This is a genomic window from Shewanella sp. DC2-4, from assembly GCF_013248875.1.
In the GTDB taxonomy this organism is placed as follows: domain Bacteria; phylum Pseudomonadota; class Gammaproteobacteria; order Enterobacterales; family Shewanellaceae; genus Shewanella; species Shewanella oncorhynchi.
This window is the reverse complement of the sequence record NZ_JABRVR010000002.1, coordinates 4,835,491-4,858,220: the sequence shown is the minus strand read 5'-3', so window position 1 is coordinate 4,858,220 and position 22,730 is coordinate 4,835,491. Positions and strand designations below refer to the sequence as shown.

The following is a 22,730-nucleotide window of genomic DNA, read 5'->3' as shown; positions in this document are numbered from 1 at the left end:
AACCGTCTATGGTACATATGTCCCATAAATTAATGGGTTGATTTTGCTTTTATTTAGGAGTTTTTCGATGAAGGATCTTGTCATTATTGGTCTGTTGGCCTTGATCATATGCTTTAAGCTTTTTGACATCACTTCCGACATTCAATTGGGCATTCCCCAATGGCATATTGCCCAGGAAGCCATGTTATTAGTGCTCACTGTGATTGGTGCCATGTACTTAAGTTATGACCTTATTCGTCGCTCCCGCGAAGTGAAAGCGTTGGCTAAACGGTTGGAGCATGCGGATAAAAAAATCGACAATATGTCGACGCAAATGCGCTCTGCCAGACAAGAATACAGCCAAGCTGTGTCGCAGCAATTCGAGACTTGGGGCTTTACTAAGAGTGAGCAGCAAGTGGCATTTTTATTACTTAAGGGCTTAAGCTTTAAAGAAATTGCTGAAGTGCGCCAGACTAAAGAAAAAACCGTCAGACAACAGGCATCGACCATTTACGGTAAAGCGGCAGTCGATGGACGCCATACTTTTTGTGCTTGGTTTATGGAAGATTTTATTCAAGAACATAATCAAGATCTTGCTGCGAATGAAGCGGCATCAAGCCCTAAGGCGGCTTAATCAACGCAGGATTGGCTTAGCTGTTATAGCTATTTGTTATTGAAAATCGATATTTGCTGAGTTTTTAGTTCTAAACAATAATGAGCATCCCCTAAGTTTGCAGGAAGATGCCATTGAAAAACTGGCTGATTATCGTGTTTTGCCTGATTGCCTTGGTCGCTTCGACGCAAACCACAGGACTCGTGCGTTCACTTATCGAATTCTCCGCCTTTGTTGGCGTCCTCTACTGGGCTTGGCGAATGAAGCCGACGGCAGAGTAGATTGGCTTTGAGTTAAATCTTAGCTATTGAAAATAAAGAATATACACTAAAGACGTGATACCAATCGCTGCCCACAGCATCACCCCAAGCAACAAAGGTTTGGGGCCACTCGCCCGCATTTTCTGCACTGTAATTCCTGCACCAATCAAAAACAAACACAGGACTAATGCCCGTTTCGACACCATAAATAAGGTGTCATAAACAGCGTGGAATTGTGGCAACCAATGGGCCACGGCAATAGCTAAACAATAAAAACCGATAAAATACGGCAGGTTAAGCTTGCGCTTATCGCCACCAAACAACATAGCGCTGACCAATGCGATCGGGATAATCCACAGGGCGCGGGCGAGTTTTATAGTGGTTGCGGTTTTTAAGGCTTCATCGCCGTAGGCCGAAGCCGCGCCGACAACCGACGAAGTATCGTGGATGGCGATGGCACTCCACACGCCAAAATCGTATTGGCTCATATTGAGCAAGTGGCCGAGTGCGGGGAATAAAAATAGCGCGACTGAATTGAGCACAAATACGCAGGCTAACGCAGTGGCGGTTTGATCGTTACGCGCATTGATGGCCGGAGCTACTGCGGCAATGGCGCTGCCACCGCAAATAGCGGTACCAGAGGCGATTAAGTGGCCCGTGACATGATCAAATTTCAGGGCGCGGGTGAGCACAAATCCTAAGCTGAGGGTGAAAAAAATTGAGCCAACAATCAGGCCGAAGTTGTGGGTGCTCGCCTCGATCGCCGCGTTTAAGTTAATTCCAAACCCTAAGCCAATGATCGAATAAGACAGGAGTTTTTTGGTAAGTGCGGCGATATTCCATTGCACTGGCACCCAACCAAGGCTGGCTAAGGTAAAACCGAGCACTAGCGCCATGGGCGATGAGATAAAAGGCGCTAGGCATAACAAACCCGCACAGATGAAAACGATGCGATGAGTCTTATTATCTTGCTGTGATGTCGATGAAGAATTCATAACGCCTTAGGCTCGAGCGATTCGGTTTATCGTTCCAACCACAGATCTTCACATTAAGCGACGGATACAAAATGGCGATCAATTGGATTGATCATGGAGACAGATGCAAGAGGGCATTATAGCTGGGTGTATGAGCCTCAATAAAATCAATTAAACTTATCTAGTTAATCAGTTTTATTGACTCTTAGAAGATTTGGCAAAGTAGGAGGGTAAATCGCAGAAGATGAACTGAGCTCAGTTCATCTTCTTGGCTAGATAATAAATGGCGAGGTTACAAAGCGTGAAATTATAAATTTACGATACTTTTCAAGTTGTAATCGCTGCCATCCTTTGCGGTAAACAACTTATCTTGGGTGTCGTTAGCGCTGGACATACCCGCATGTAATAGGCTGAGCCAATGGCGCGATGCGGCAGAACGTGACTCTGGTGTTCCGACTACCATGTTTAATGACGTTCCGATTTGGATATCTTCCAGATTGGCAACGTCTCTCGCACCTATCATGCCACTGCGGTCGAAACTGAGTTCAACGTGGCAACCTAGGTCCTGTAACACTATGGCGCAAGGCGCATCTTTAGTGCCGTTAAAGGCCACAAACTGTTTTGGCTGACGTAAACCACTGTGGCTGCCGTCGGCAAAAAAGGCCAACAGGTGTTGGTAGTAAACCACATAGCTGCTCACATCTTGGTGTGAACCAGAGTTAAGTGGAAAGAGGCGGTCGAGGAATTGTTTCGCATTAGCGATCTTCTCGTGCTCGGCGACATTCACTTGGGCCACGGCTAGCACTTCTTCTGCGATGAGGCTGTTTAGATTCGGTTGGATCTGGTTGCTCTTGATAATTGACATATTCATCGCTTGTTCCTCTCACTCTTTCAATTTTAAAAAAATTCAGGGTTTTGATTTAACTTTTGGCTTATCAAAGTTTGTCTTCAATTTGGTTTGTCCGCTTTGAGTGCTTAGCCACTTTAAGTGGGAGTGGTTAAACATTTTTTGTACTGGAATGGCTTAGCTTGTTCGCATTAGCCTTTCCTTGATTGCTTGATTTGTAGTCTAGTCTTTTTTTGACTACAATTTCACAATAAAAATTTTACACTGTGAATTTTACAAAATGCGCAATGACCAGAGCTTGATGAGAAAATCACATTTCCTAGGCACAAAAATACGTAACCTACGGAAACGTAATAATTTAACTATGGAAGATTTGTCGGCACGATGCATTCGAGTCGACGCGGGAAGTGCGCCCTCTGTGTCATATTTGTCGATGATCGAACGTGGCAAGCGTGTGCCGAGTGCCGGAATGCTGGCAGTCATCGCCGCGGTTTTTCAAAAAGACGCCGAATGGTTCTTAGACGATGTGCCCGAAGAAAACGCCATTACGCCAGACAAGGGCCGACGTGGCGGCATAAGCGGTATGGCACTCGAACCTAGCTTTTTGTTTTCCAATGATATTTTACAAATAGCGATACCTGAGATGCTGTCGCAGACAGGGATCTCAGGTCGGCAGTTTGCCCATTTATTGATCCGCGCCCATCAAGAACACCATCAAAATCATTTCCCCGATCTTGAACGTGCCGCCGAAGAAGTCGGCCTCAAACGTATGCCCTTATCTCTGGACGATATGCTGGATATCGCTAAGGGAATGGGACTAAAAATCAAGTGGATAGACAGTATGCCGCAGGAAGTTATCGATGAAATGGGCGTGAGTTCGCGTCAGTTGGTCACCTCATTTATTGAGCCGCCGAGCACGATTTATGTAAATAAAATCCTCAAAAATCGCCCCAACAGACTCAAATATGATTTAGCCGTGCACATAGGTCATTGCGTGTTGCACAACAAGGACGGCCTCAAGAGTGTGATGATCTCAGGCCGCAAATTAGAAGTGGATGAAGAGGCGGGTATGCAGTCCAATACCTTGAACGCGCAGGATATCTTGCATGCGTGGCGCGATTTTGAATCGAGCTTCTTCGCCGGTGCGCTGCTGTGTCCTAAAGTGCCTTATCGCCAATTACTCGACCGCCACGGCTATGAGATTGAAGTACACAAGCAACTGCAAGTGTCAGCCTCAGTCGCCATGCGGCGCATGACAGTGGTATCTCCTTATCCTCATTGGCATTATTTCGACGCTTACGCACCAGGCAAGCTCAAGGCGGTTTACCGTGGTAACGGTATTCCACTGCCTTGGGGCAATATGCGACTAGTAGAAGACCCTTGTCAGCATTGGGCCGTCTTTAGGATGATCAGTGAGCCGACGGTCGGTACTTCGGCACAGATTTCGATTTTAAACGTCGGCAACGAACCACGCATTTACTGCTGCGAGTCAATTAAAGTCGAAGACTCGGCAGGCAATCCCCATGTCCTCTGTGCCGGCATAGATTTAAATCCAGCGATTGAAGCACAGGGTAAAGATGCCCTGTCTATCGCCCACGACCTGAAAGATGCCTGTGTCGCCAGCGGCGGTTCAGTCGCTATTCCCAAACACATTAAAAGCGATTTGGTGAGCGTCGCAAAAATCCTCAATATCAACTGGATAGAGCGCGGGATTAAAAACGATGCCCGCCTTATTTGCTCTCGCGGCGCCGTATGTCCACGTCAACCCAGTTGCTATCAAGCAGGTAAGTCACAGTGCGATGGTACTGAATAAAGTATCGCAGATGGGATTGATGTTAAGCACTCTCACTCCAGTGACTCGCCGTAAACTCGTCCCTGAGGGCTCGACGGCGGCATCCATGCCGCCAACGGTCACTTCCATGAGAGTGCTTAACTCTGTGGACTCCTGTGTTTGTCTGTATCGCTCATTTAGTTGATAGTTAAACAAAATAACGACTTTATTCTGAAGTATGAGTAACTGATTAATAAAAAGGGATTTTATGTCTGATGATATTGTAGAGTTTAACTGGCAGAAGCCTATTTTATGCACTGATGGAACAGAATTATTTCCAAAAGACACATTAAATAGAGCAAGATACGCTTCATTTTTGCACAACTATTTGGCAAGTAATGCCATCGATGGTGGTTATGTATTAAACCTAAACGCTAAGTGGGGATCGGGTAAAACCTATTTCATTAACCGCTGGATAGAGAGCATTAAAGAGAGTCACCCTGTCGTTTATATTGATGCTTGGAAGCAGGACTATTCTGACGACCCAATGCTTACGGTGATTTCATCTTTGATAAACGCTTTAAGTGATCAATTACCTCATGGAAATAAAATAGTATCTAATATCAATGAAAAAACTGCTCGTTTTATCAAAGCTGCAGCACCTGCTTTACTCAAAGGATTGGTTAAAAAGGCAACTGGATTGAATTTAGATGACATTTCAATCGAAGACAAAATTACACATGAGCCTAAAAGTGATGACAAAGGTTCATCAGATATTTTTAGTGAGTCTGCTGCAGCTATTGCACAATGCTTAGTGAAAGATCACAACGATAAACTGAAGTCGGTTGAATATTTACGATCCGAAATTAAAGAATTAATTACTGCGGTAATTGCACATAAAAAGGATACTTTAAAAGCACCGGCTTTTATATTTATTGATGAATTAGACCGCTGTCGTCCAAGTTACGCAGTAGAGATGTTAGAAGTCGTGAAGCACTTTTTTGAGCTCGATAATATTGCCTTTATTGTTGCGACTGATACGGATCAATTACAGCATGCAGTGAAAGCTGTTTATGGAGAAGGCTTTGATGCACAAACCTATTTAGGGCGATTCTTCAGGCGCCGTTACTCTTTAACCGAGCTTTCTCGTTATGAATTTGTAAGTCGCATTGCAGAAAGCAAAGTTACTTACAATCCTAAATGGAAAGAATATGTTCCAAGTCTAGCTGAATTGGATGACTTTACTAACGTGGTTTCTATTGTTGCTGATAGGTTTAGACTATCGCTAAGGGAAACTGAGCAGTTGGTTGATAAGTTTTTGGCAGTCCTAAGTAATGCTCCCAAAACGCTGAATCCCTATTTGTTGCTAATTTTATTCGTATTGAGAGACAAGCATTATTCACTTTATGAAGAATGGATGGAAACAGCTAATAAGGAACATAACTTCAACCAGTCGGTAGTTCGCATAGGTTATTCAATAGAGAGTTTTCCTATTTCTATTGAGACGTTGCCCCAAGGTTTCCTGCCAAGAGAGGCAATTACTCAAAACAGTGTTGATTTAAGTAATCGGTGGTATGTCATTTTAAATGATATGAATAAAATCTGTTCAGAATGGAAGCCACGGGACAAAGCTAATTTCATTAATGAGCTGTATAGTGAAAATGATAGATCTAGGTCAAAAAAAGTTGAATTTAGTGTTCATTTTAAAGAGGCCTTACTAGCGCTTACTGCCCAGAAAAAAGACTATAGAAACTGGGTTGAGCTAGCGGTGTCTTTTGATAAATAGAAAGAAGCGCTTATCTATACTCTTAAGTCATTTTAGAGCTATCCATTTATAAAATTTGGATATTAATGTAACAATAGTAAGCTTCAAAAATACACAGAGATTAACGAGATTAAGCACTCGCGTGTAAGTGACCGTTGGCGGCATGGTCGCTCTTTCACATCCATGTGATCGCGACATTCGTAGGTCCTTCTACATCAGATGCCGCCGTCGAGCCTATAGGGATATATTCACGGCGAGTCACTGGAATGAGAGTGCTTAATTAGCGATATCGTCACTCGATGTGTATATGGCTTTAAAAAGAACTCATCTCACAATCCCTACTCTATGATTTTTTATCAATCAGCCTCGCTCATGGTTGACGTAATTTTGTTTTTAAAATCATTGGTTAATACAATAATCCGAGCAAACACACTACGGTGCTGGCGGGCAATGTGGGCTGTAACCAGCGTGGTTTGTAACTGAGTAAAATCACTAGAATTATCGAACTCAAACATACCCAGCCGAGCAGTAATACGCTGGCGTACGCTGGGCCGTAATGACGACAGGCAAGCCAATAGCACAGGACGAGCGTTGCAGTACCAGCGGTGCGAAATCCGCGTGCCTGTGCATCGGTTAACGGGCGGTTACGCACGGCGCGGTGGTGGCTAAAATAAGATAAGGCCAACAGCCCCATGGCGATAAAACAGGTTAACAATTCGCCTGTGGCTGTCATGATTCAACTCCTAATTCTGTCGTCGCTTTGGTTACCCGTGTAACCAGCACTTTTTTAGGGCTACGCAAGCGTTTGGCTGCCATGTAAAACAGCGCTGCAAGTGCGAGCATCATGAGATCAAATCCTGCGAGAACATAGGCTTGGCGCTGTAGATTGCTTATCAGCTGATACTGCGAAGTCATGGCATTGAGCAGGGGTAGCAGACCATAAAGCAAGGCTGTGAGTAAAAAAAGTCGTTGCCATGTTTGTTTATCTCGTTTGAAGCAAGCGAGCAGTGCGACTAACGCCCAACTGATAAAGAAACAATGGATTTCCCAGTTCTCTCTATCCGCAAAGGTGACGGGTAAGAGTCGATTGGCATAAAAATAACAGGCTAGCGCAATGGGTAGGCCAGCAAAGGTGGCGAGATTCAACATGTTCACTAGCGTGAGCCCGCTATGATTCTTATCTTTTTTAAGCTGCTTTTGTGCCAGTTTATCGGCCCACATAATCGCGCCGCTGGCGATCATCACGCAGCCCGTTAATCCCGCCAGTAAATACAGTAAACGTAGGCCTTGGCCAGCAAAGCGACCACTGTGCAGGGCTATCATGGCACTTTGGGTTTGATTCGCTCCCGAAGTCACAGCCGACTGCGCCAACACAGCACCTGTCACAGTAGACAAGTGATACCAAGGCGCTTGCTGATTTAAGCTGTGCTCAGGGGCGATTTTGACTGTTACGCTGGCATTGCTGTCGTTGAGATTATCAAACTGTAAGCCTTCAAGTGGCGACTCACCCACGACACTGTGAATCGCACTGAGTAAACTCTGACTATCGAGCATAGTGGCTGGCGTGCCAGTGGCGGCGGGAGTTTGGTAAATGGGTTTCCATTGCGAATAAAAGGCTTGAGTTTCATCACCATATTGTGTGTTAAGTCCCCATGGCATATACATAAACATCAAAGTCACTAGGCCGGTATAAGTGATCATAAGATGAAAGGGTAATGCGAGAACTGAGCTGGCGACATGGGCATCTAACCAAGAGCGCGGGCCTTTTCCGGGGCGAAAACTAAAAAAATCCTTAAAAATACGTTTGTGGATCACTATCCCGCTGATGATGGCGACTAGCATGAACATAGTGCAAAAGCCGACAATCCAACGCGCTGTGAGCACACTCATATAGTACAAGTCGAAATGCAGTCGATAGAGAAAGTCGCCCCCTCGGCTTTCCCGTGCTTTAGGTAAGGCTTCACCTGTCGCAGGGTTAATAAAGCCTTGATGATAATCACCAAATCGCTGGCCTTCAGCGGCGGGATCGCTCCACGCATAGGTCAGTAATGGCACCCGTTGTGTGGGTAAGTAAATCCACCATGACTCAGCATCAGGCGCTTGTTGTGCCAAGGACGTGAGGCCCTTGAGTATCAATTGTTGATTATCCGCATTGGCATCATATTGGCTGCCGTGGTTTTCGGGTTGCATCCACAGGTTGATTTCAGCACGGTAATAGGCCGCTGTTCCGGCGAAAAAAACCAGAAACAACACCCAGCAGGTGAGCAATCCAACCCAAGTGTGTAGCCAAGTCATTGAACGAAAAAAGGAGTCTTTCATAATCCACTCCCTTGAACACTTGTAACATCAAACGCTTTAGCGGCGAGGTAAGCTAAATACAGCAGACCGCTGAGCGCGAATAAATCCAGCCAGTATCGCCATGTTGATTTAACGCTGAACACCCAAATCACGGCGCAGGTGTACACAGTAAATGACAGCATCATGGCGGTTAACACCCGATCAACCTGAGATAACGGCAGGATTTGTGCGAGCAAAATAGTCGCTACCGCACTTAACAAATAGCCACCAAAGGTTGCTGCGAGGCAGCGATTGCCTATGTGCAGGCTATCGTTCCAGATGGCTGACGTTTTCCAGCGCATCAGTCTTTGTGTTAACGGCGGAGTCATGTTGGTTTTTTCAGTCATTATGGTGTGCCACTTCTGCTGAATTTGTCTTGTGGGTGCGGGATAGCACAGAGATTAACAGGGCGGGTAAAAAGGTTAAGCTGAGTAGCGTTGCCACGATAAGACCTGCCAATACCACTATGCCAACGCCGCGGTAGAGTTCGCTGCCAGCACCGGGGAATAACACCAACGGCAATAAGCCAAACAAGGTCGTCGCGGTAGACATTAGAATCGGTCGTAATCGACTGGCGACGGCAGATTTGACGGCATCAACGACACCAAACTGACCCGATTGCAGGTTTTTACGGCTCTGTTCCACGATCAAAATCGGGTTGTTAACGACAGTGCCGAGTAGGATTAAAAATCCAAGCATAGTAATCATATCAAAGGGTTGGTGCCAACCTTGGCCGCCAAGATACGCAAATAAGCTGCCAGTATAATTAAGCGCTTGTAAGCCGACTAAACCGCCAGCAAGTCCGAGCGGGATAGTGATCAGCACAAATAACGGATAACCCCAGTGATTAAAAATCGCGACTAATAACAAGTAGATGATCAACACGGCGACCAGAAAATTGCTGGAGAGTGCCGCTTTCGTCGCTTCGAGCTGATCGGCTGCGCCCGAAATATCCAAACTGACATCTTTGCCGACAGCACCCTGTTGATAGAGGATGGGGACTAATTCTTCCCGCACCTTAGCCACCGCGGTTTCTAACGCAATGGAACGCGGCGGAATAATGTAAAGAGTCACGGTTCTGCGGCCATCGACGCGGCGTAAACTGTCGCTATCCATTTGCTCGCTAATGTCGGCTAAGGCTTGCAGTGGCAGTACATTACCCTTAGGTGTGACTATCGGCGCGAGTGCCAATTGCGACAGACTCTGTTGATTGCCCGCAAGGCTAAATAGAAAGATATCCACCTTGTTATCATTAAGGAAAAACTCGTCGACATAGGCGCCATCGCTCAGTGCCGAAACTGCATAGCCAAACTCGCTGCCGCTAAAATCTTGTTCTACAAGACGTTGCCAGCGAGGGGAGATCTGCCACAGCGGTTGGTCTAGCGACAAGGTCGATGGGTCAGAATACAGCTGCGGCTCGGCAAATACTTTTTCCGCCGCTTGATACGCCGCTTCGGCAGCACGATAGAGGCTGGCTTGATTCGGGCCAGAAATATCCAAGGCGACAGCGCGGGTGCCACCATCGTTGCTGGAAATAATGGAACCCCGCGATGAATAGGCGCGCATGCCAGGATATTGCTCAAACAAGGCGGTGAGTGAGCTCATCATGGCATCCATATCTTGGCTGCGAACGGGTTCGCTCATCACCCAAATACTGCCGACACCCACGCTGAGGGTATAGTATTTTAGCGGCGGGATCTTTTGCTCACCATGTTCAAAGGATGCCGCCTCGGCATTGACTCTCGCGGATAGCTGAGTCGTTAATTCTTCAGCAATTTTAGCCATTTCCGATAGGTTGTAACCCGGCGGCGCGACCATAGAAGTAAAGGCTTTTGGTTCTTCGCCTTCGGGTAAATATTCGGCCGGAGGCATAAGCCAAGCCGCAAGTCCAATCGTCGAGACGAGTGACAGCACAATCACAAAGGCGCGGCGTCTTGCCGACAGTACAAGTTGGCTGACTAAGCTCAATATGCGTGATGCTTTGGGCGGCTCACTTTGGTTTGTCTGCGCCGAGTGCATCTTACCGAAACCAAAACGGGCAATAGCGGCGGGTACGATGAACACCGCGACCAGCATAGAAGCGATAATGGATGAAGCGATGGCAATTGCGATATCCGAGTACAGTTGTCCCGCTTCTTGTTTGATAAATAGAATGGGTACAAACACCAGCACTGTAGTAAGTGTCGAGGCCAGTACCGCAGGCCACACATCGTAGATACCACTTATGGCTGCTTCGAGACGCTCTAATCCGCGTCTGCGCGCTTGTTCAATGCTTTCGAGCACCACAATGCTGTTATCGACCGTCATGCCTATGGCAAAGGCAACACCCGCCAGCGAAATGACATTAATAGTGCGATCAAACACCAGCAGCCCGACGAAGGCGGCTAAGGTACATAGCGGAATACCGATAACACCAATCAGGGTGGCTCGATTCGAGCGTAAAAAGAGATACATCACTAAGGTTGCTAGTAAGGCACCTAGGCCTAAATTGACCCAGACATTTGCAACCGAATCTTGCACATAGCGCACATCATCACTGAATAACTCTAACTGCATGGCGTGCTGGGCGAGTTGATTTTGATTGATCTGCGCTATCACGGGCATCATGGCATCTTTGATGGCGATAACGTTAGAACCGACATCCCGTTTGACCGCTAAGCTGAGGGTGCGTTCTTGTTCGGCAAAGGACAGTTCTCGGATCTCGGCGTGGTCGAGTTTTATCTCGGCAACGTCTTGCAGCAGAATATTCGTATTACCTTGGCGTTTTAAAATCAGTTGCTTAAGTTGATTTAAATCCTCAAAACGGCCAATTACCCGCAGTAAATAACGTTTTTTACCACTGTCGATATCGCCCGCAGAAGTGTCCTTGTTGCGATCTCGAATGGCTTGGCGCACGTCCATAATGCTGATGCCACGTTGGGCGAGTTTGGCGGGATCGAGCCGTATTTGAATTTGCCGTTCAGCGCCGCCTTGAATAGTGACGGAGGAAACGCCTTTGACGCGCTCCATTTGTGGGCGAATAAAGTCGTTAGCAAAATCGCGCATCATGTCTATGTCTAGATTCAGCGGGTTCCCCGCGACAGGCACGAGGCGGAAATACATGAAAGCGTTGTCTGAATATGAACTGCTGTAAAGCCGTGGTTGGTCGACGTTTTCAGGGTAGGACGATACTTGGCTGAGCGCATTGCTAACACGAATAAGCGCATCGCTTATCTCAGTGCTTTGGGGGAATTCGAGTTCTATCCATGCCGAACCCGTATCTGCCCAAGATGTCATGCGTTGTAAGTTGGGCAGGGTGCGCAGGTAGCGTTCCTGCTCAAGCAGAATTTCTTTCTCGACGTCTTGCGGCGTTGCCCCCGGCCAACCTGTGGCCACGCTGATGGTGCGCACATCTAAGTCGGGGATCATTTGGATTGGGATACGCAGTGCGGCAGCCGTGCCCAATACGCAAAATATCAAGACGATGACCGACAGTAGGGTGCCATGTTTAATTCCAAACTTCAGCATCCCACTAACCTCCTACAGCAGAGTTGAGTACAGAGACTGGCTGTTGGTCTTGTAGGCTCTCGTTACCGCGGATCACCACGGGCGCGTCTTTAGGTAATGGGCTAAGGATTTCAATCCCGATGGCGCTCGTGTGGCCCACTTGAACGGTATGCCGTTGGGCTATGTTGTTTTGCACGGTAAAGACACTGAACTGGCCGTCGGGGTGACGGACTAGCGCATCTTGCGGCACGACAACACTGTGTTGCGCCCGCTGTAAGTGGAAGGTCGCAGTGGCCGATGTGCCGGGCATCAAAAGTCCACTCGCATCAGGAATGGTTAAGCGCACCAAGAAGCTGCGAGCATTGTGGTCGCTCACGGGGACGAGTGCATTCACATGGCCGATAAACTGCTGTTCAGGCAGCATATCTGCGGCAATATCGACTTGAGTTGCTGTGGCTATGTTTTGGAACATTTCCTGTGGGACTTGAATATCGAGCCAGAGCTGTTCTTGGGATACTAAGGTGAAGATTTCAGTGCCGACATTGACCCATTCACCGGTTTCAGTTTGTTTGCTTGAAATCACTCCCGCAAACGGCGCGATAAGTTGGTGACGGGCGACCACCTCTTTTTGGTGTGCTAATGCCGCCGTTAAACTCTGCAGATTAGCTTCTGCTTCGGTTAACGCCGCTTGGCGAATCGCGCGCTCAGTTTCGGGGAATAATTGCTGAGAACTGAGTGTTTGCGCTTCGGTGAGGAGTCGCTGTTTTTCTAGCAGCATGGTCTTAGCGGCCATTACATCGGCCTGACGCTGTGCTAATTGATGTACGGCTAAGGTGTCATCGAGTGCGAGTAGAGGCTGGCCAGCGGTAACGTTAGAGCCCGCATCGACCAGCACTTTGGCAACTAGGCCATCGGTACGTGCAGATAAGCGGGCTACCCGTGCGGATTTAATGGAGCCACTGAGTGGCAAAAGTTCATTGGTACTGCCTGTTTGTGGCAAGGCGACTGTTACAGGTGCTGTGCTTGCGTGGACTGCAGAACACAGCATGTATAAACCTATCATTAAATAACGCACGTTAACTCCATCTCACTATTAAGATTATTACTGAGTGATAAAACTCGTGGTGGTGATGTGTAAAACGCTATCAACCTCGTTGCCTGCGAGTGTTTGTTTACCTTCTGTGGTGTGATTACTGACGAGCAAATAGCGGCCTGCATCTGGGGTATCGAGGGCGAATTTACCTTGGGCATCGGTGGTGAAAGATTTACTCCAAAAACCGGGGCGATAAACTTGTACTGGATGATTCACCAGTGGTGCGCCTTTATAGCTAAGTACAAACTCGGGAGCGCCTGACTTTACTGGCGTAAATTCAAAATCTTGCAGCGCTTTTGTGTGTTCTTGTCCCGTGCGGGCATAGAGTATTGCGGCCTGCAATCCAGTCTCGGTTTTCCATGGTTGCCACGCGGTATCGGCATAGAAACTGATGTCACTCTTGCTATCTTGGGTTTTGACCAGTAAATGATCGGCCTGCGCTGTGGCGGTTAACGGTGTCTTGGCATTGGCGGCGAAAATACGCGCCGTGCTTAACGATGCTAACTCTTCTGCCGAAGCTTGCTCTGAACCCGGTTCGCCAAATTGCACTTTAACCGAACCATCGTTATTACGCTCAAGCCATACTTCATGTGCTTGAGCCGAAAAAGCGATACCGCCGAGTAAAGTGAGTATTATAAGTGCTTGTTTCATTTGATCATCCTTAATGTTATTTCGGGTTAGGGCTATGTTTTAGAGCGTCCAACGTAGTGACAGTGTGGCATTACGTGGCTCGCCAAAGTCGGCGTAACCCCAGAGTGAACGGTTGTAGTTCTTGTCGAAAATATTGTTAATGTTCAATTGCATAGAAATAGAAGGTGTGATTTGGTAGCCAAACATTAAGTCAACGAGTGAGTAGGCGGATTGTGTTTGGCGGTAAGCCACATTCGGCGCGCCATCGACACCCCAAATAGTACCTTGATAGAAGGTGCTGCTCTGCCAGCGCCAGCTCGCACCTGCAGTAATGCCCGGCAGAATATCTTCAAAGTTATATTTAGTGGTGAGTTTGAAGATATCTTCGGGCAGATAAGTTTGACGACGTAGGCCATCTTTATCTTCTGCATTGTTGTGGGTATAACCACCGCTGATATCCCATAAGTCGGTAAGACGTCCGGCAATTTCTAACTCATAGCCTTTGGTGGTAATCCCATCCACACTTTCGTAGATAGAGTCACCGGAAGGTAGCTGACCTTTACCTGCATACTCGGGTTCGTTGTCTTTATTGGTTTCGTAGACGGCGGCTGACATGTTTAGCGTGTCATCGAACAGCGCGACCTTGACGCCGCCTTCGACGTTTGTGCCTTCTGCAGGTTCGAGCAGTTGGCCATCTTCACCAAAATAGGTGCCAGGTTTGAAGATTTCAGTACGGCTAGCGTAGACAGCGATCTGCTCGGTCACATCGTAGACTAGGCCGTAGTAGGGGATGAAAATACCGGTTTTTTCCATGGTTGCATCTGTGCTGTTACCCACGAGATCATGCTTTTCATAGGACCAGTTACTTACGCGTCCACCGACCATTAATTTCAGTGAATCCAACAGATTGACACGGACTGTGCCGTAAACACCCGATTGGCTTTGCTCATTGGTTTGGCCATTGGTGGGTGAATTAGGAATATTAGGCTTGGGGTAATTGCCCTGATCCGCGACGTTATAGCGACGTTGGGGGGCGGAGTTCGTGTTGATGTTGTCAAACTCGTTGTCACCATAGTTAAAACCGATCACAGCGCTATGTTCACGGCCGAGTAAATCGAAGTTACCCGTTGCATACAGGTTGAAACTGTTGGTATCTGATTCGCGATCATGCTGGGCGGCATAAGTATCACCCCAAGGGCCAACAAATTCGCCGGTTGATTTGACGATATAATCGCCTGGGTAAAAGGCCAATGCATCTATGGTGGCGTTGGCGATACGATAGGCACTGACGAGTGACCAGTCGTTATCGAATCTATGTTTAAATTCGGCCATGAGACTCTTTTGGGTCACGTCCCAATGGGTCCAGTCCTGTGAGCTAGAGTAGTTGCGGCCAAAATCGACAGCTGTGCCATCGGTATAAAATGCGGGATTAGAGTTCCAGTTATACACACCGTCGGTTTGTGATTTTTGATAGTCCGCAAACAGCGACAAGCTAGTATCGGTACTTAGACTCGTTTCAACTACGCCATAGAGCACTGTGGTATCGCGCTGATAGCGATCGATAAAAGAATCGCCTTTCTTCACCGCACTGACGAATCGACCTTTCACATTGCCCGAATCCGTTAGCCAGCCAGAAACATCGGCCTCAAGTCTATAGGTATTCCATGAGCCATAACTTGCACTTGCCGTGGCACGGGTGTCATCCGTTGGACGTTTACGAATAAAATTAACCGTGGCAGAAGGTTCACCTAAACCGCTTAAAATCCCTGCCGCCCCTTTTAATACTTCAACCCGTTCGGCAATCACAGGGTCTAAACCTTGATCAATTGAGCCGCTGTAAACATGGGATGAAGAGGTTGTGATTAAGCCGTCAATTTGGACACCGCTGTCTAGTGCATAGCCGCGCACGAATATCTGACTATTTTCAGAGGCATCGCCCACCATAGTGACGCCAGGAGTGTGATTTAACACTGACTCCATAGTGACCAAACCTTTGTCACTGATCATTTCTTCGGTAATCAAAGTGACGCTTTGTGGGGTTTCTTTGAGTGACATAGACAAACCCGTGGCGCTATTCATTGCCGCGCGGGTGTATGTTCCTACCACGTTCAATCTTTCTATCTGTTCTGTATCTTTTTTCTCATCTTGCTTAGGGTCAGTATTGGCTTGAACCGACAGAGTAAGTGTGCTGAGAAGTACAGGGATCAATGGCGAGCGCCAAGACGTTAAAACAGATAGGGGAGGCATGGTATTTCAATCCTTTCAGGCGATTTCAGATTAAATAATGATTGGTGATCCTGAGTGCAAATAAAGTGTTTAGGTGCAAATGAGAATCGATCGCATGATAGGTTTGTTGAAAATAAATGCAATATGCTCAATGTGTAAATTGTTTAAGCTGGGTTGTAACTTATTGGCGAATAGCTTGTCAGCGAGCTGTGACAAGCCGTCGCAGTAGGATCTGCACTTTTAGCGCATGCCTTACTATAACTCGGTTTCAGGGCATTGACTGGGAACTCAGGCTGTTGTGGTTCGAGTCGATTTAGCCAACAAAAAGGCCACAGTCGTTACCGACTGTGGCCTTTAATCTTTACAATTGAATCGAAATCCAGCGGACTTGTTAAGCCTAAAAGTGTGATTTACACCTTAGGTTTATGCCCGTACTTGGCCTGTGCCTGAGACTAAATACTTCTCAGCGGTCAAGGATTCGAGTCCCATTGGGCCGTAGGCATGTAGCTTAGATGTCGCGATGCCGATTTCTGCTCCAAGGCCGAGTTCGCTGCCGTCGGAGAAGCGCGAAGAGGCATTGACCATTACCACAGAAGCATCGACCGCACGTTGGAAGTGTGCGGCTGTGACTTCATTTTCGGTGCAAATTACTTCGGTGTGCTGGCTACCAAAACGGGCAATATGTTGGATAGCATGGTCAAAGTGATCGACTTGGCGAATGGCAATTTCGAGATCTAAATACTCTTGGCCGAAATCGTCTTCTTCCATGTAAGTACAGTTTTCAAAATAACCACCGGATTGAGTACAAGCGTTGATTTTAACCTTATGCTCGGCCAGCGCTTTGGCTACTTTAGGCAGGAATTGCGAGGCAATTTCTTGGTGTACTAATAGGGCTTCGAGGGCATTACATACGCCAGTGCGCTGGGTTTTACCATTGAGCAGTAAGTCCATAGCAATATCCAGATCGGCATCTTTGTCGACGTATAAATGACACACGCCTTTAAAATGCTGGATCACTGGGATTTTACTGTTGTCAGTCACAAAGTTAATCAAGCCTTCGCCGCCGCGGGGAATGATCACATCGATATAATCTCGTTGCTGCAGCAGTTCTAGCATGAGGCCGCGATCTGGGTCTGGCACTACAGTGATTAACGCCTCGGGCAAGCCGTATTGTTTCAATACGCTTTGCAAAATAGTGGCGATAATTTTACTGCTGTGCAGCGCCTCTTTACCACCGCGCAGGATCACGGCATTGCCGGATTTAAAGCACAGGGCACCCGCATCGGCGGTGACATTGGGGCGCGCTTCATAAATCATACAAACCACGCCCAATGGAACGCGCATCTTACTGATGGATAAACCATTAGGTCGTTGACCAATATAGCGTTCGTTGCCAATGGGATCGGGTAAGGCGACGATGGTTTCAATGCCTACCGCCATAGCTTCGATACGCTCTGGCGTTAGCGTTAATCGGTCGAGCATGGCAGGGCCGACGTTATCGGCGGTCGCTCTGTGTAAGTCGATTAAATTTGCGCTTTGGATTTCATAGGACTTTTCGCGTAATGAGCGTGCCATATCGAGGAGTACAGTATTTTTAAGCTGTTCGTCAACTTGGGCGAGGATCAGAGCCGCTTTGGCAGCTTCTTGAGATAAATTTTTGATTAAAGTCATATTTACTCCGCTTAGATGTTTACTCGCTTAGTTTTATTCGGCTGATGCTTATTCGAGAATGGCGATGTTTTTCTCGGAAATAATCGGTCCAGTCTTTTGCTGAAATTCACTGGCAAACTCGCGATCGTCTTGGTCCGTAATAAAGCTAAGCAAACAACTGCTGTAATTGGATTTGGCCTTGGCCAATTTAGTGCCATCGTCTTTGCGTACTAAAATGGTGTCTCCGACAGAAAAGTCCCCATTGATGGCAACGACATCGTCACTGGTCAATTGCTCGCTATGGATATCAAGGGCGATATTAAAGTCATTTTCAACAATGACTTCGCCTTGAGCCTGCGAGGTATGTGTCATCCAGTGCAAGTGATCCTGCATTGGCTTTTCATCGGGGGTAAATAAGGTTCCTGGGTTTTGGCCCTTCAACAATTGGTTGAATGAGTCGGCATCAAAACCATTGATAATAAAGGTTTCGATCCCGTGGGAAATCGCCTTCTTGGCGGCTTGTATCTTAGTCCGCATTCCCCCCGTACCGACGGCACTGCTGGCGCCGCCTGCCATGGCGTAGATCTCGGCATTAATCTCGGTCACCTGCTTGATAAGCTGTGCATCGGGATATTCATGGGGGTTTTGCGTGTAAAGCCCATTCACATCCGAACAGATAATCAGCGTATCGGCATCGGCCGCCGCGGCGACCATGGCCGAGAGATTATCGTTATCGCCAACTTTGAGTTTGTCGGCGGTGACGGCATCGTTCTCGTTGATGATAGGCAATAGCCCATGTTCGAGTAGGCTGAAAATCGTGTCTTTAATACTGATGTAACGATCTCGATTGCGTAAATCACCGTGGGTTAACAGTAGCTGTGCGGTTGGGAAATCAAATAACTTGTTCCATGTGGCCATCATATCGGCCTGGCCCGCTGCAGCCATGGCTTTCTTCACTGTGACGCTCGGTTTATCAACCTCGCCAAAGTGATGCCATCCTGCAGCGACTGAGCCCGAAGAGACCAAGACAACTTGGATCCCTTGGGCACGACAATAAGTAATAAATTGGGCAATGCCGAGTAAGTAGTGGCTGCTGCAACCTTGTTTGTGTGGAGCAATCAGGGCACTACCTACCTTAACGACAATGCGTTTCCAGGGTAAGTCAGTCATACCTGCGCGCCTCATCTGTCTTCGGCTAAAACACGGCCAGCCTTATGGAATAATTTAGTGGTTTTGGCACAGGGATCAGTATCGAGTAACGAGACTATCCAAATCACCACACTGCTCACGGCAAAGCCGGGGATCATCTCATACACCACTGTGGTTAAAGCTTTACCGTCAGCAAGTACTGGTGCATAAATCCAAAACAGCACTGTGGCTGCGCCTGACACTATGCCGGCAATCGCGGCTTTGTGGGTTAGGTTAGCTTTATACAAGCTAAACAAGACTAACGGACCGAAGGCGGCACCGAATCCTGCCCATGCATTACTCACCAATGACAGCACACTGCTAGAGCGGTCAAGCGCCAGTAGACTTGCGACAATTGCCACGCCTGCTACGCCAAAACGTCCCATTTTCACCATGTCTTTTTCGCTAGATTCTTTCTTCGACAGCACGCGATAGATATCTTCCGTTAGCGAGCTTGATGACACTAATAGTTGCGATGAAATGGTGCTCATGATCGCGGCCAGAATTGCGGCTAATAAGAAGCCACTAATGATCGGATGGAACAACAACTCAGAAAACACGATAAAGATGGTTTCAGGATCGGTCAGCTTCATGCCAAATTTATTGGCGTAAGCGATACCGACAAGACCTGTTGCCAGTGCACCCACAATGGTCACTGTCATCCAGCCCATACCTATGTGTCTGGCGGTTTTAATGTCAGCGACTGAACGAATTGCCATAAAGCGCACAATAATGTGCGGTTGGCCAAAGTAACCGAGTCCCCAAGATAAGCTTGAGATAAGCCCTAACATAGTGACGTTCTGCATGGCATCGGTGAAGTGTGGAATCGATTGATACGCAAAGTTCAGCATAGTGTCAGCGCTGGTAAACTCTTGATATGCCACCACGGGCACTAAGATTAAAGCGACAAACATGATACAGCCTTGGACAAAGTCAGTGAGGCTCACTGCTAAGAATCCGCCCAACAAGGTATAAGAAACCACTACGCCGAGGGTGACGACTAAACCAATGTTGTAGTTCAGGCCAAATGCTGACTCAAATAACTTACCGCCAGCCACTAAACCCGCTGAGGTATACAAGGTAAAGAAGATCACAATGATCACGGCCGAGATAATACGGATACTGCCGTTGGCATTGCCGAAGCGTTTAGCAAAAAACTCCGGGATAGTAAGGGCGTTATCCGCGACTTCGGTATAGACCCTTAATTTGGGTGCAACAACCAAGTAATTAATTAGAGCACCAATTAATAGTCCAAGTGCGATGTAAATGGTTTCGAAACCAACCAAAAACATTGCACCGGGAAGACCCATTAGCATCCAGCCACTCATGTCAGATGCACCCGCTGAGAGTGCGGTGACCTGTGGGCTCACCTTGCGGCCGCCCAAAATATAGCCGGATACATCGCTGGTGGATTTTTTATAGGCGAATAAGCCAATAGCAAGCATGGCGATAAAGTAAATCGCTAAGGAAACGTAAGCCAGGTAATTCATGGGTTATTTGTCTCCTAACGCTTTGTTATTTTGAATAATACTCGGTTTCAAAATGACAAAGAGATAGGTGCTTAATATTGCGCATAAACACATAAACTGCATTGTTTCCTTGGCGTGTAATCGGGTAAAGCTTGCTACTTGCGAGATAAGATTTTCCTCTGGTGGGTTCTCCGTAGACATAATTGCTCCTTGGTTGATAATTGAATTTATATCACCAATATAGTTAGTGATCTAATTATATTAAGGCATTTTATCGGCCAAATATCAAGCTTCTATTGGATTTAAATGGTTTTGGCGGCGGTGCGAGAGTGGCTTTGGGGGCGGAAAATAGTTTGAGAACTGACTATTTTTCAGAGGTGTTTTTCTGCTCGGCGATACTGTGGGCAGTACGTTCGAAGGTTAAGGTGATGCGTTCAAACATCCCAGTAATCAGAGTGAATTGTTCGTGGGGTAACGGGCATTGCGCCAGCGCTTGTAATAAGGCTTCGCTGCTGATGTTAAACTCTTCTGCGACTTGGCCGTGGGCGCAGGCGATAAATGCCTGACCTAAATTGTGTTGCCAGAGGTTGAGTGCATTTTCTAAGCCTAAGTCTGAGTGCGTATCTGAAATCCCCTGCAACATGCGCCGCATTCGAATCGACACATGGCCTAGATTCAGTGCAGTGAACACCAGATCGGTAAATACCCTCGAACTCTTGCCCGAGCCTTTTTCGTAACTGGCTATCCGCAGCAGTCGATCGCCCATGCGGGCGTTAAACCAAGGCTCAGGATCATCATGCTGCGCGATATGCACTAGATCTTTTTGGATAGATTGCAGCAGACGATATTGCATCAGCCGCTGGCTAGGTTCGGTAATCAATTTAAACAACCAATACAGCACAGTAACGCCAACAAAAATCGCTAAGGCATTGCTGACAGTGTTTTCTATCGCAAATGAAATGGTATTACTGGGCTGTACTAATACCGCAAACGGCACGCAAATCCCGAGCCCATAGGGCAAGGTCGGTCGATTCGCTAAGGCGAGTAGCCCAATAAAAAAGGGGCCTGCGAGCACTAAAATGAGGATTTCGAAATCGCCGCTACTCTCTGCCAGCAAAGGTAAAGCGTAAAACACTGTGAGGGGCACAGCGATAGTGATACCAACAAGAATACGGCGCAAAATCGTGGTTAGCATCGGCAGTGGCTGGCGCGCCATCATGATGGAAAAGACTACAGGCATCAGGATCATCATGAGTACCGCACTCGACCCTGTGCCGATCCACAGCGAAGCCCCAATGACAAATACCGCCATGCTGCGTAGACCGGTCGTAAACCCTATCAGTGGATCTCGGTGAAATTCCATTGGCGGCGCGTTGAGTTGTACCGCAGAATTGCTTGTCAGTACGTTATAACTCTTGAGCACCATGATCAGATCGGCGCTTAACTCCATCGCAACTTTGAGTAAGCGAGTCTCTAATGGGTTTCGGTCGCGGTATTGCATCAGGTTTTGTTGGAGTTGATACCTTAAAGTACGCGCCATTTTGTAGCATTCTTGGTCATCAGTGGATTGCGCCATCAGGGTAAAACTGCTGCGCATATTGGCTAAGGTTTTCGCGAGCGGTTCGCTGACCAGATGGGAATGATTACGTTGTAGTCGGCCAAATATTTGGATTGCCGCCAACAGCGAAAGGGTTTTATTGCAGAGAAAGTTCGCCGCATGGCTCTGCCCGCGTCCTTCGGGGCCTTCATAAATCACTGCGCTGGAGTCGTCACTCAGCGCCGATACTGATTCCATAATAGTGTCGATATGTTCATGGCGGCTCGCATGTACGCCCTGTAAATCGAGTTCTAATGCAAGATAGTTAAGCGTTTGATTAATTGTGTTTTTAGCATGCAGTTGCAGACCATGTTTTACCTTAGTCGGCCAAAGTAGCGAACTGACCAAGACGGCACAAATTGCGCCGACGATAATTTCGCTGATCCTCGCCTGCGCCACATCGAATATTTTTGCACTATCGGCTGTGCCTGGGCTCGCCATCACAATGAGCACTATCAAGCAGGCTGTCATGCCCGCCATAGCAAAGGCATAGACAAAGTTTTGCTGGCGCACCATGGCCGACAACCCAGAATTTAACCCTATCCAGCAGGCGAGTAATCCTAAGGCGAGTTCGGGATAGGGCGTAAACCCGTTGAGTATGGCAATCCCCGCGAGCGCACCGACTAAGGTGCCGCCAATTTGGCATAAGCCCTTTTCGATAACGAGGCCACTTTCGGGGCGAATTTGCAAAAATACCGCCGACACCAGCGCCCAATATGGCCGTTCTAAATTTAAGAACATGGCCACATATAAGGCGAGCGCCATCGAAATCACGCCTTTAATCGCGAAGATGAGGGTTCGTCGGTCAGGAAAAAATAAACTCTTAAGTAACAGCGTCATAATGA

The 22,730-nt window shown here is 47.4% G+C and carries 18 protein-coding genes; 4 read left to right on the top strand and 14 right to left on the bottom strand.

What is annotated here, in order from left to right; all coding sequences use genetic code 11:
* The first annotated feature begins 67 nt into the window (after nucleotides 1-67).
* On the top strand, nucleotides 68-613 hold the full coding sequence (locus tag HQQ92_RS22000) for a LuxR C-terminal-related transcriptional regulator (protein WP_105250726.1): 546 nt from the start codon (nucleotides 68-70) through the stop codon (nucleotides 611-613).
* A 113-nt stretch (nucleotides 614-726) separates the two neighbouring features.
* Entirely contained in the window at nucleotides 727-873 is a 147-nt protein-coding gene (locus HQQ92_RS21995; RefSeq protein WP_105253023.1) for a hypothetical protein, read from the top strand.
* Nucleotides 874-896: 23 nt separating this feature from the next.
* Here the strand turns inward: HQQ92_RS21995 and HQQ92_RS21990 are convergent, their stop codons facing one another.
* Together HQQ92_RS21990 and HQQ92_RS21985 are read right to left on the bottom strand one after the other, a co-directional pair.
* Nucleotides 897-1,847: a YeiH family protein gene (locus tag HQQ92_RS21990; RefSeq protein WP_106648891.1), complete on the bottom strand. Its 951-nt coding sequence runs from the start codon at nucleotides 1,845-1,847 to the stop codon at nucleotides 897-899.
* Nucleotides 1,848-2,133: 286 nt separating this feature from the next.
* The gene (locus HQQ92_RS21985) at nucleotides 2,134-2,697 is read right to left on the bottom strand and encodes a malate synthase (RefSeq protein ID WP_011845404.1); all 564 of its coding nucleotides are present in this window, start codon (nucleotides 2,695-2,697) and stop codon (nucleotides 2,134-2,136) included.
* A 256-nt stretch (nucleotides 2,698-2,953) separates the two neighbouring features.
* Here HQQ92_RS21985 and HQQ92_RS21980 point away from each other — a divergent pair, with 256 nt between their 5' ends.
* Together HQQ92_RS21980 and HQQ92_RS21975 are read left to right on the top strand one after the other, a co-directional pair.
* Nucleotides 2,954-4,486, top strand: coding sequence for a DUF3612 domain-containing protein (locus tag HQQ92_RS21980; protein ID WP_173248407.1), 1,533 nt, complete (start codon nucleotides 2,954-2,956; stop codon nucleotides 4,484-4,486).
* Between the two features lie 226 nt (nucleotides 4,487-4,712).
* Nucleotides 4,713-6,230, top strand: a complete 1,518-nt coding sequence (locus HQQ92_RS21975; protein ID WP_173248405.1) for a P-loop NTPase fold protein — start codon at nucleotides 4,713-4,715, stop codon at nucleotides 6,228-6,230.
* Between the two features lie 385 nt (nucleotides 6,231-6,615).
* Here HQQ92_RS21975 and HQQ92_RS21970 read toward each other — a convergent pair whose 3' ends face one another.
* The 12 genes from HQQ92_RS21970 to HQQ92_RS21915 all read right to left on the bottom strand — a co-directional run bounded on the left by HQQ92_RS21970 (nucleotide 6,616) and on the right by HQQ92_RS21915 (nucleotide 22,725).
* Nucleotides 6,616-6,942, bottom strand: coding sequence for a DUF3325 domain-containing protein (locus HQQ92_RS21970; protein WP_173248403.1), 327 nt, complete (start codon nucleotides 6,940-6,942; stop codon nucleotides 6,616-6,618).
* Nucleotides 6,939-8,528 (bottom strand): PepSY domain-containing protein, encoded by a 1,590-nt coding sequence (locus HQQ92_RS21965; RefSeq protein ID WP_173248401.1) that lies wholly within the window; start codon nucleotides 8,526-8,528, stop codon nucleotides 6,939-6,941. The genes HQQ92_RS21970 and HQQ92_RS21965 overlap by 4 nt, the downstream gene beginning before the upstream one ends.
* Nucleotides 8,525-8,893, bottom strand: a complete 369-nt coding sequence (locus HQQ92_RS21960) for a hypothetical protein (protein WP_173248398.1) — start codon at nucleotides 8,891-8,893, stop codon at nucleotides 8,525-8,527. The genes HQQ92_RS21965 and HQQ92_RS21960 overlap by 4 nt, the downstream gene beginning before the upstream one ends.
* Nucleotides 8,886-12,053: an efflux RND transporter permease subunit gene (locus HQQ92_RS21955; protein ID WP_173248396.1), complete on the bottom strand. Its 3,168-nt coding sequence runs from the start codon at nucleotides 12,051-12,053 to the stop codon at nucleotides 8,886-8,888. Before HQQ92_RS21955 ends, HQQ92_RS21960 begins: the two co-directional genes overlap by 8 nt.
* A 4-nt stretch (nucleotides 12,054-12,057) precedes the next feature.
* Nucleotides 12,058-13,107, bottom strand: coding sequence for an efflux RND transporter periplasmic adaptor subunit (locus HQQ92_RS21950; protein ID WP_173248394.1), 1,050 nt, complete (start codon nucleotides 13,105-13,107; stop codon nucleotides 12,058-12,060).
* A 27-nt stretch (nucleotides 13,108-13,134) separates the two neighbouring features.
* Entirely contained in the window at nucleotides 13,135-13,776 is a 642-nt protein-coding gene (locus tag HQQ92_RS21945; RefSeq protein WP_173248392.1) for a nickel transporter, read from the bottom strand.
* A gap of 39 nt (nucleotides 13,777-13,815) precedes the next feature.
* Complete coding sequence (locus HQQ92_RS21940) at nucleotides 13,816-16,002, bottom strand: TonB-dependent siderophore receptor (RefSeq protein WP_173248390.1); 2,187 nt, start codon at nucleotides 16,000-16,002, stop codon at nucleotides 13,816-13,818.
* Nucleotides 16,003-16,404: 402 nt separating this feature from the next.
* Entirely contained in the window at nucleotides 16,405-17,652 is a 1,248-nt protein-coding gene (locus tag HQQ92_RS21935; protein ID WP_173248388.1) for a glutamate-5-semialdehyde dehydrogenase, read from the bottom strand.
* A gap of 48 nt (nucleotides 17,653-17,700) precedes the next feature.
* Nucleotides 17,701-18,801, bottom strand: a complete 1,101-nt coding sequence (gene proB / locus HQQ92_RS21930) for a glutamate 5-kinase (RefSeq protein WP_105250714.1) — start codon at nucleotides 18,799-18,801, stop codon at nucleotides 17,701-17,703.
* Nucleotides 18,802-18,812: 11 nt separating this feature from the next.
* Nucleotides 18,813-20,309 (bottom strand): sodium/proline symporter PutP, encoded by a 1,497-nt coding sequence (gene putP / locus HQQ92_RS21925; protein WP_173248386.1) that lies wholly within the window; start codon nucleotides 20,307-20,309, stop codon nucleotides 18,813-18,815.
* A gap of 3 nt (nucleotides 20,310-20,312) precedes the next feature.
* Entirely contained in the window at nucleotides 20,313-20,489 is a 177-nt protein-coding gene (locus HQQ92_RS21920) for a hypothetical protein (protein WP_168826181.1), read from the bottom strand.
* Between the two features lie 163 nt (nucleotides 20,490-20,652).
* Nucleotides 20,653-22,725: an FUSC family protein gene (locus HQQ92_RS21915; protein ID WP_173248384.1), complete on the bottom strand. Its 2,073-nt coding sequence runs from the start codon at nucleotides 22,723-22,725 to the stop codon at nucleotides 20,653-20,655.
* Nucleotides 22,726-22,730 lie beyond the last annotated feature (5 nt).

What these genes read in the sequence shown, in the direction of transcription:
- HQQ92_RS22000 (WP_105250726.1), top strand. Translation starts at nt 68, where the DNA reads ATGAAGGATCTTGTCATTATTGGTCTGTTGGCCTTGATCATATGCTTT.
- HQQ92_RS21990 (WP_106648891.1), bottom strand. Translation starts at nt 1,847, where the DNA reads ATGAATTCTTCATCGACATCACAGCAAGATAATAAGACTCATCGCATC.
- HQQ92_RS21985 (WP_011845404.1), bottom strand. Translation starts at nt 2,697, where the DNA reads ATGAATATGTCAATTATCAAGAGCAACCAGATCCAACCGAATCTAAAC.
- HQQ92_RS21980 (WP_173248407.1), top strand. Translation starts at nt 2,954, where the DNA reads ATGCGCAATGACCAGAGCTTGATGAGAAAATCACATTTCCTAGGCACA.
- HQQ92_RS21975 (WP_173248405.1), top strand. Translation starts at nt 4,713, where the DNA reads ATGTCTGATGATATTGTAGAGTTTAACTGGCAGAAGCCTATTTTATGC.
- HQQ92_RS21970 (WP_173248403.1), bottom strand. Translation starts at nt 6,942, where the DNA reads ATGACAGCCACAGGCGAATTGTTAACCTGTTTTATCGCCATGGGGCTG.
- HQQ92_RS21965 (WP_173248401.1), bottom strand. Translation starts at nt 8,528, where the DNA reads ATGAAAGACTCCTTTTTTCGTTCAATGACTTGGCTACACACTTGGGTT.
- HQQ92_RS21960 (WP_173248398.1), bottom strand. Translation starts at nt 8,893, where the DNA reads ATGACTGAAAAAACCAACATGACTCCGCCGTTAACACAAAGACTGATG.
- HQQ92_RS21955 (WP_173248396.1), bottom strand. Translation starts at nt 12,053, where the DNA reads ATGCTGAAGTTTGGAATTAAACATGGCACCCTACTGTCGGTCATCGTC.
- HQQ92_RS21945 (WP_173248392.1), bottom strand. Translation starts at nt 13,776, where the DNA reads ATGAAACAAGCACTTATAATACTCACTTTACTCGGCGGTATCGCTTTT.
- HQQ92_RS21940 (WP_173248390.1), bottom strand. Translation starts at nt 16,002, where the DNA reads ATGCCTCCCCTATCTGTTTTAACGTCTTGGCGCTCGCCATTGATCCCT.
- HQQ92_RS21935 (WP_173248388.1), bottom strand. Translation starts at nt 17,652, where the DNA reads ATGACTTTAATCAAAAATTTATCTCAAGAAGCTGCCAAAGCGGCTCTG.
- proB (WP_105250714.1), bottom strand. Translation starts at nt 18,801, where the DNA reads ATGACTGACTTACCCTGGAAACGCATTGTCGTTAAGGTAGGTAGTGCC.
- putP (WP_173248386.1), bottom strand. Translation starts at nt 20,309, where the DNA reads ATGAATTACCTGGCTTACGTTTCCTTAGCGATTTACTTTATCGCCATG.
- HQQ92_RS21920 (WP_168826181.1), bottom strand. Translation starts at nt 20,489, where the DNA reads ATGTCTACGGAGAACCCACCAGAGGAAAATCTTATCTCGCAAGTAGCA.
- HQQ92_RS21915 (WP_173248384.1), bottom strand. Translation starts at nt 22,725, where the DNA reads ATGACGCTGTTACTTAAGAGTTTATTTTTTCCTGACCGACGAACCCTC.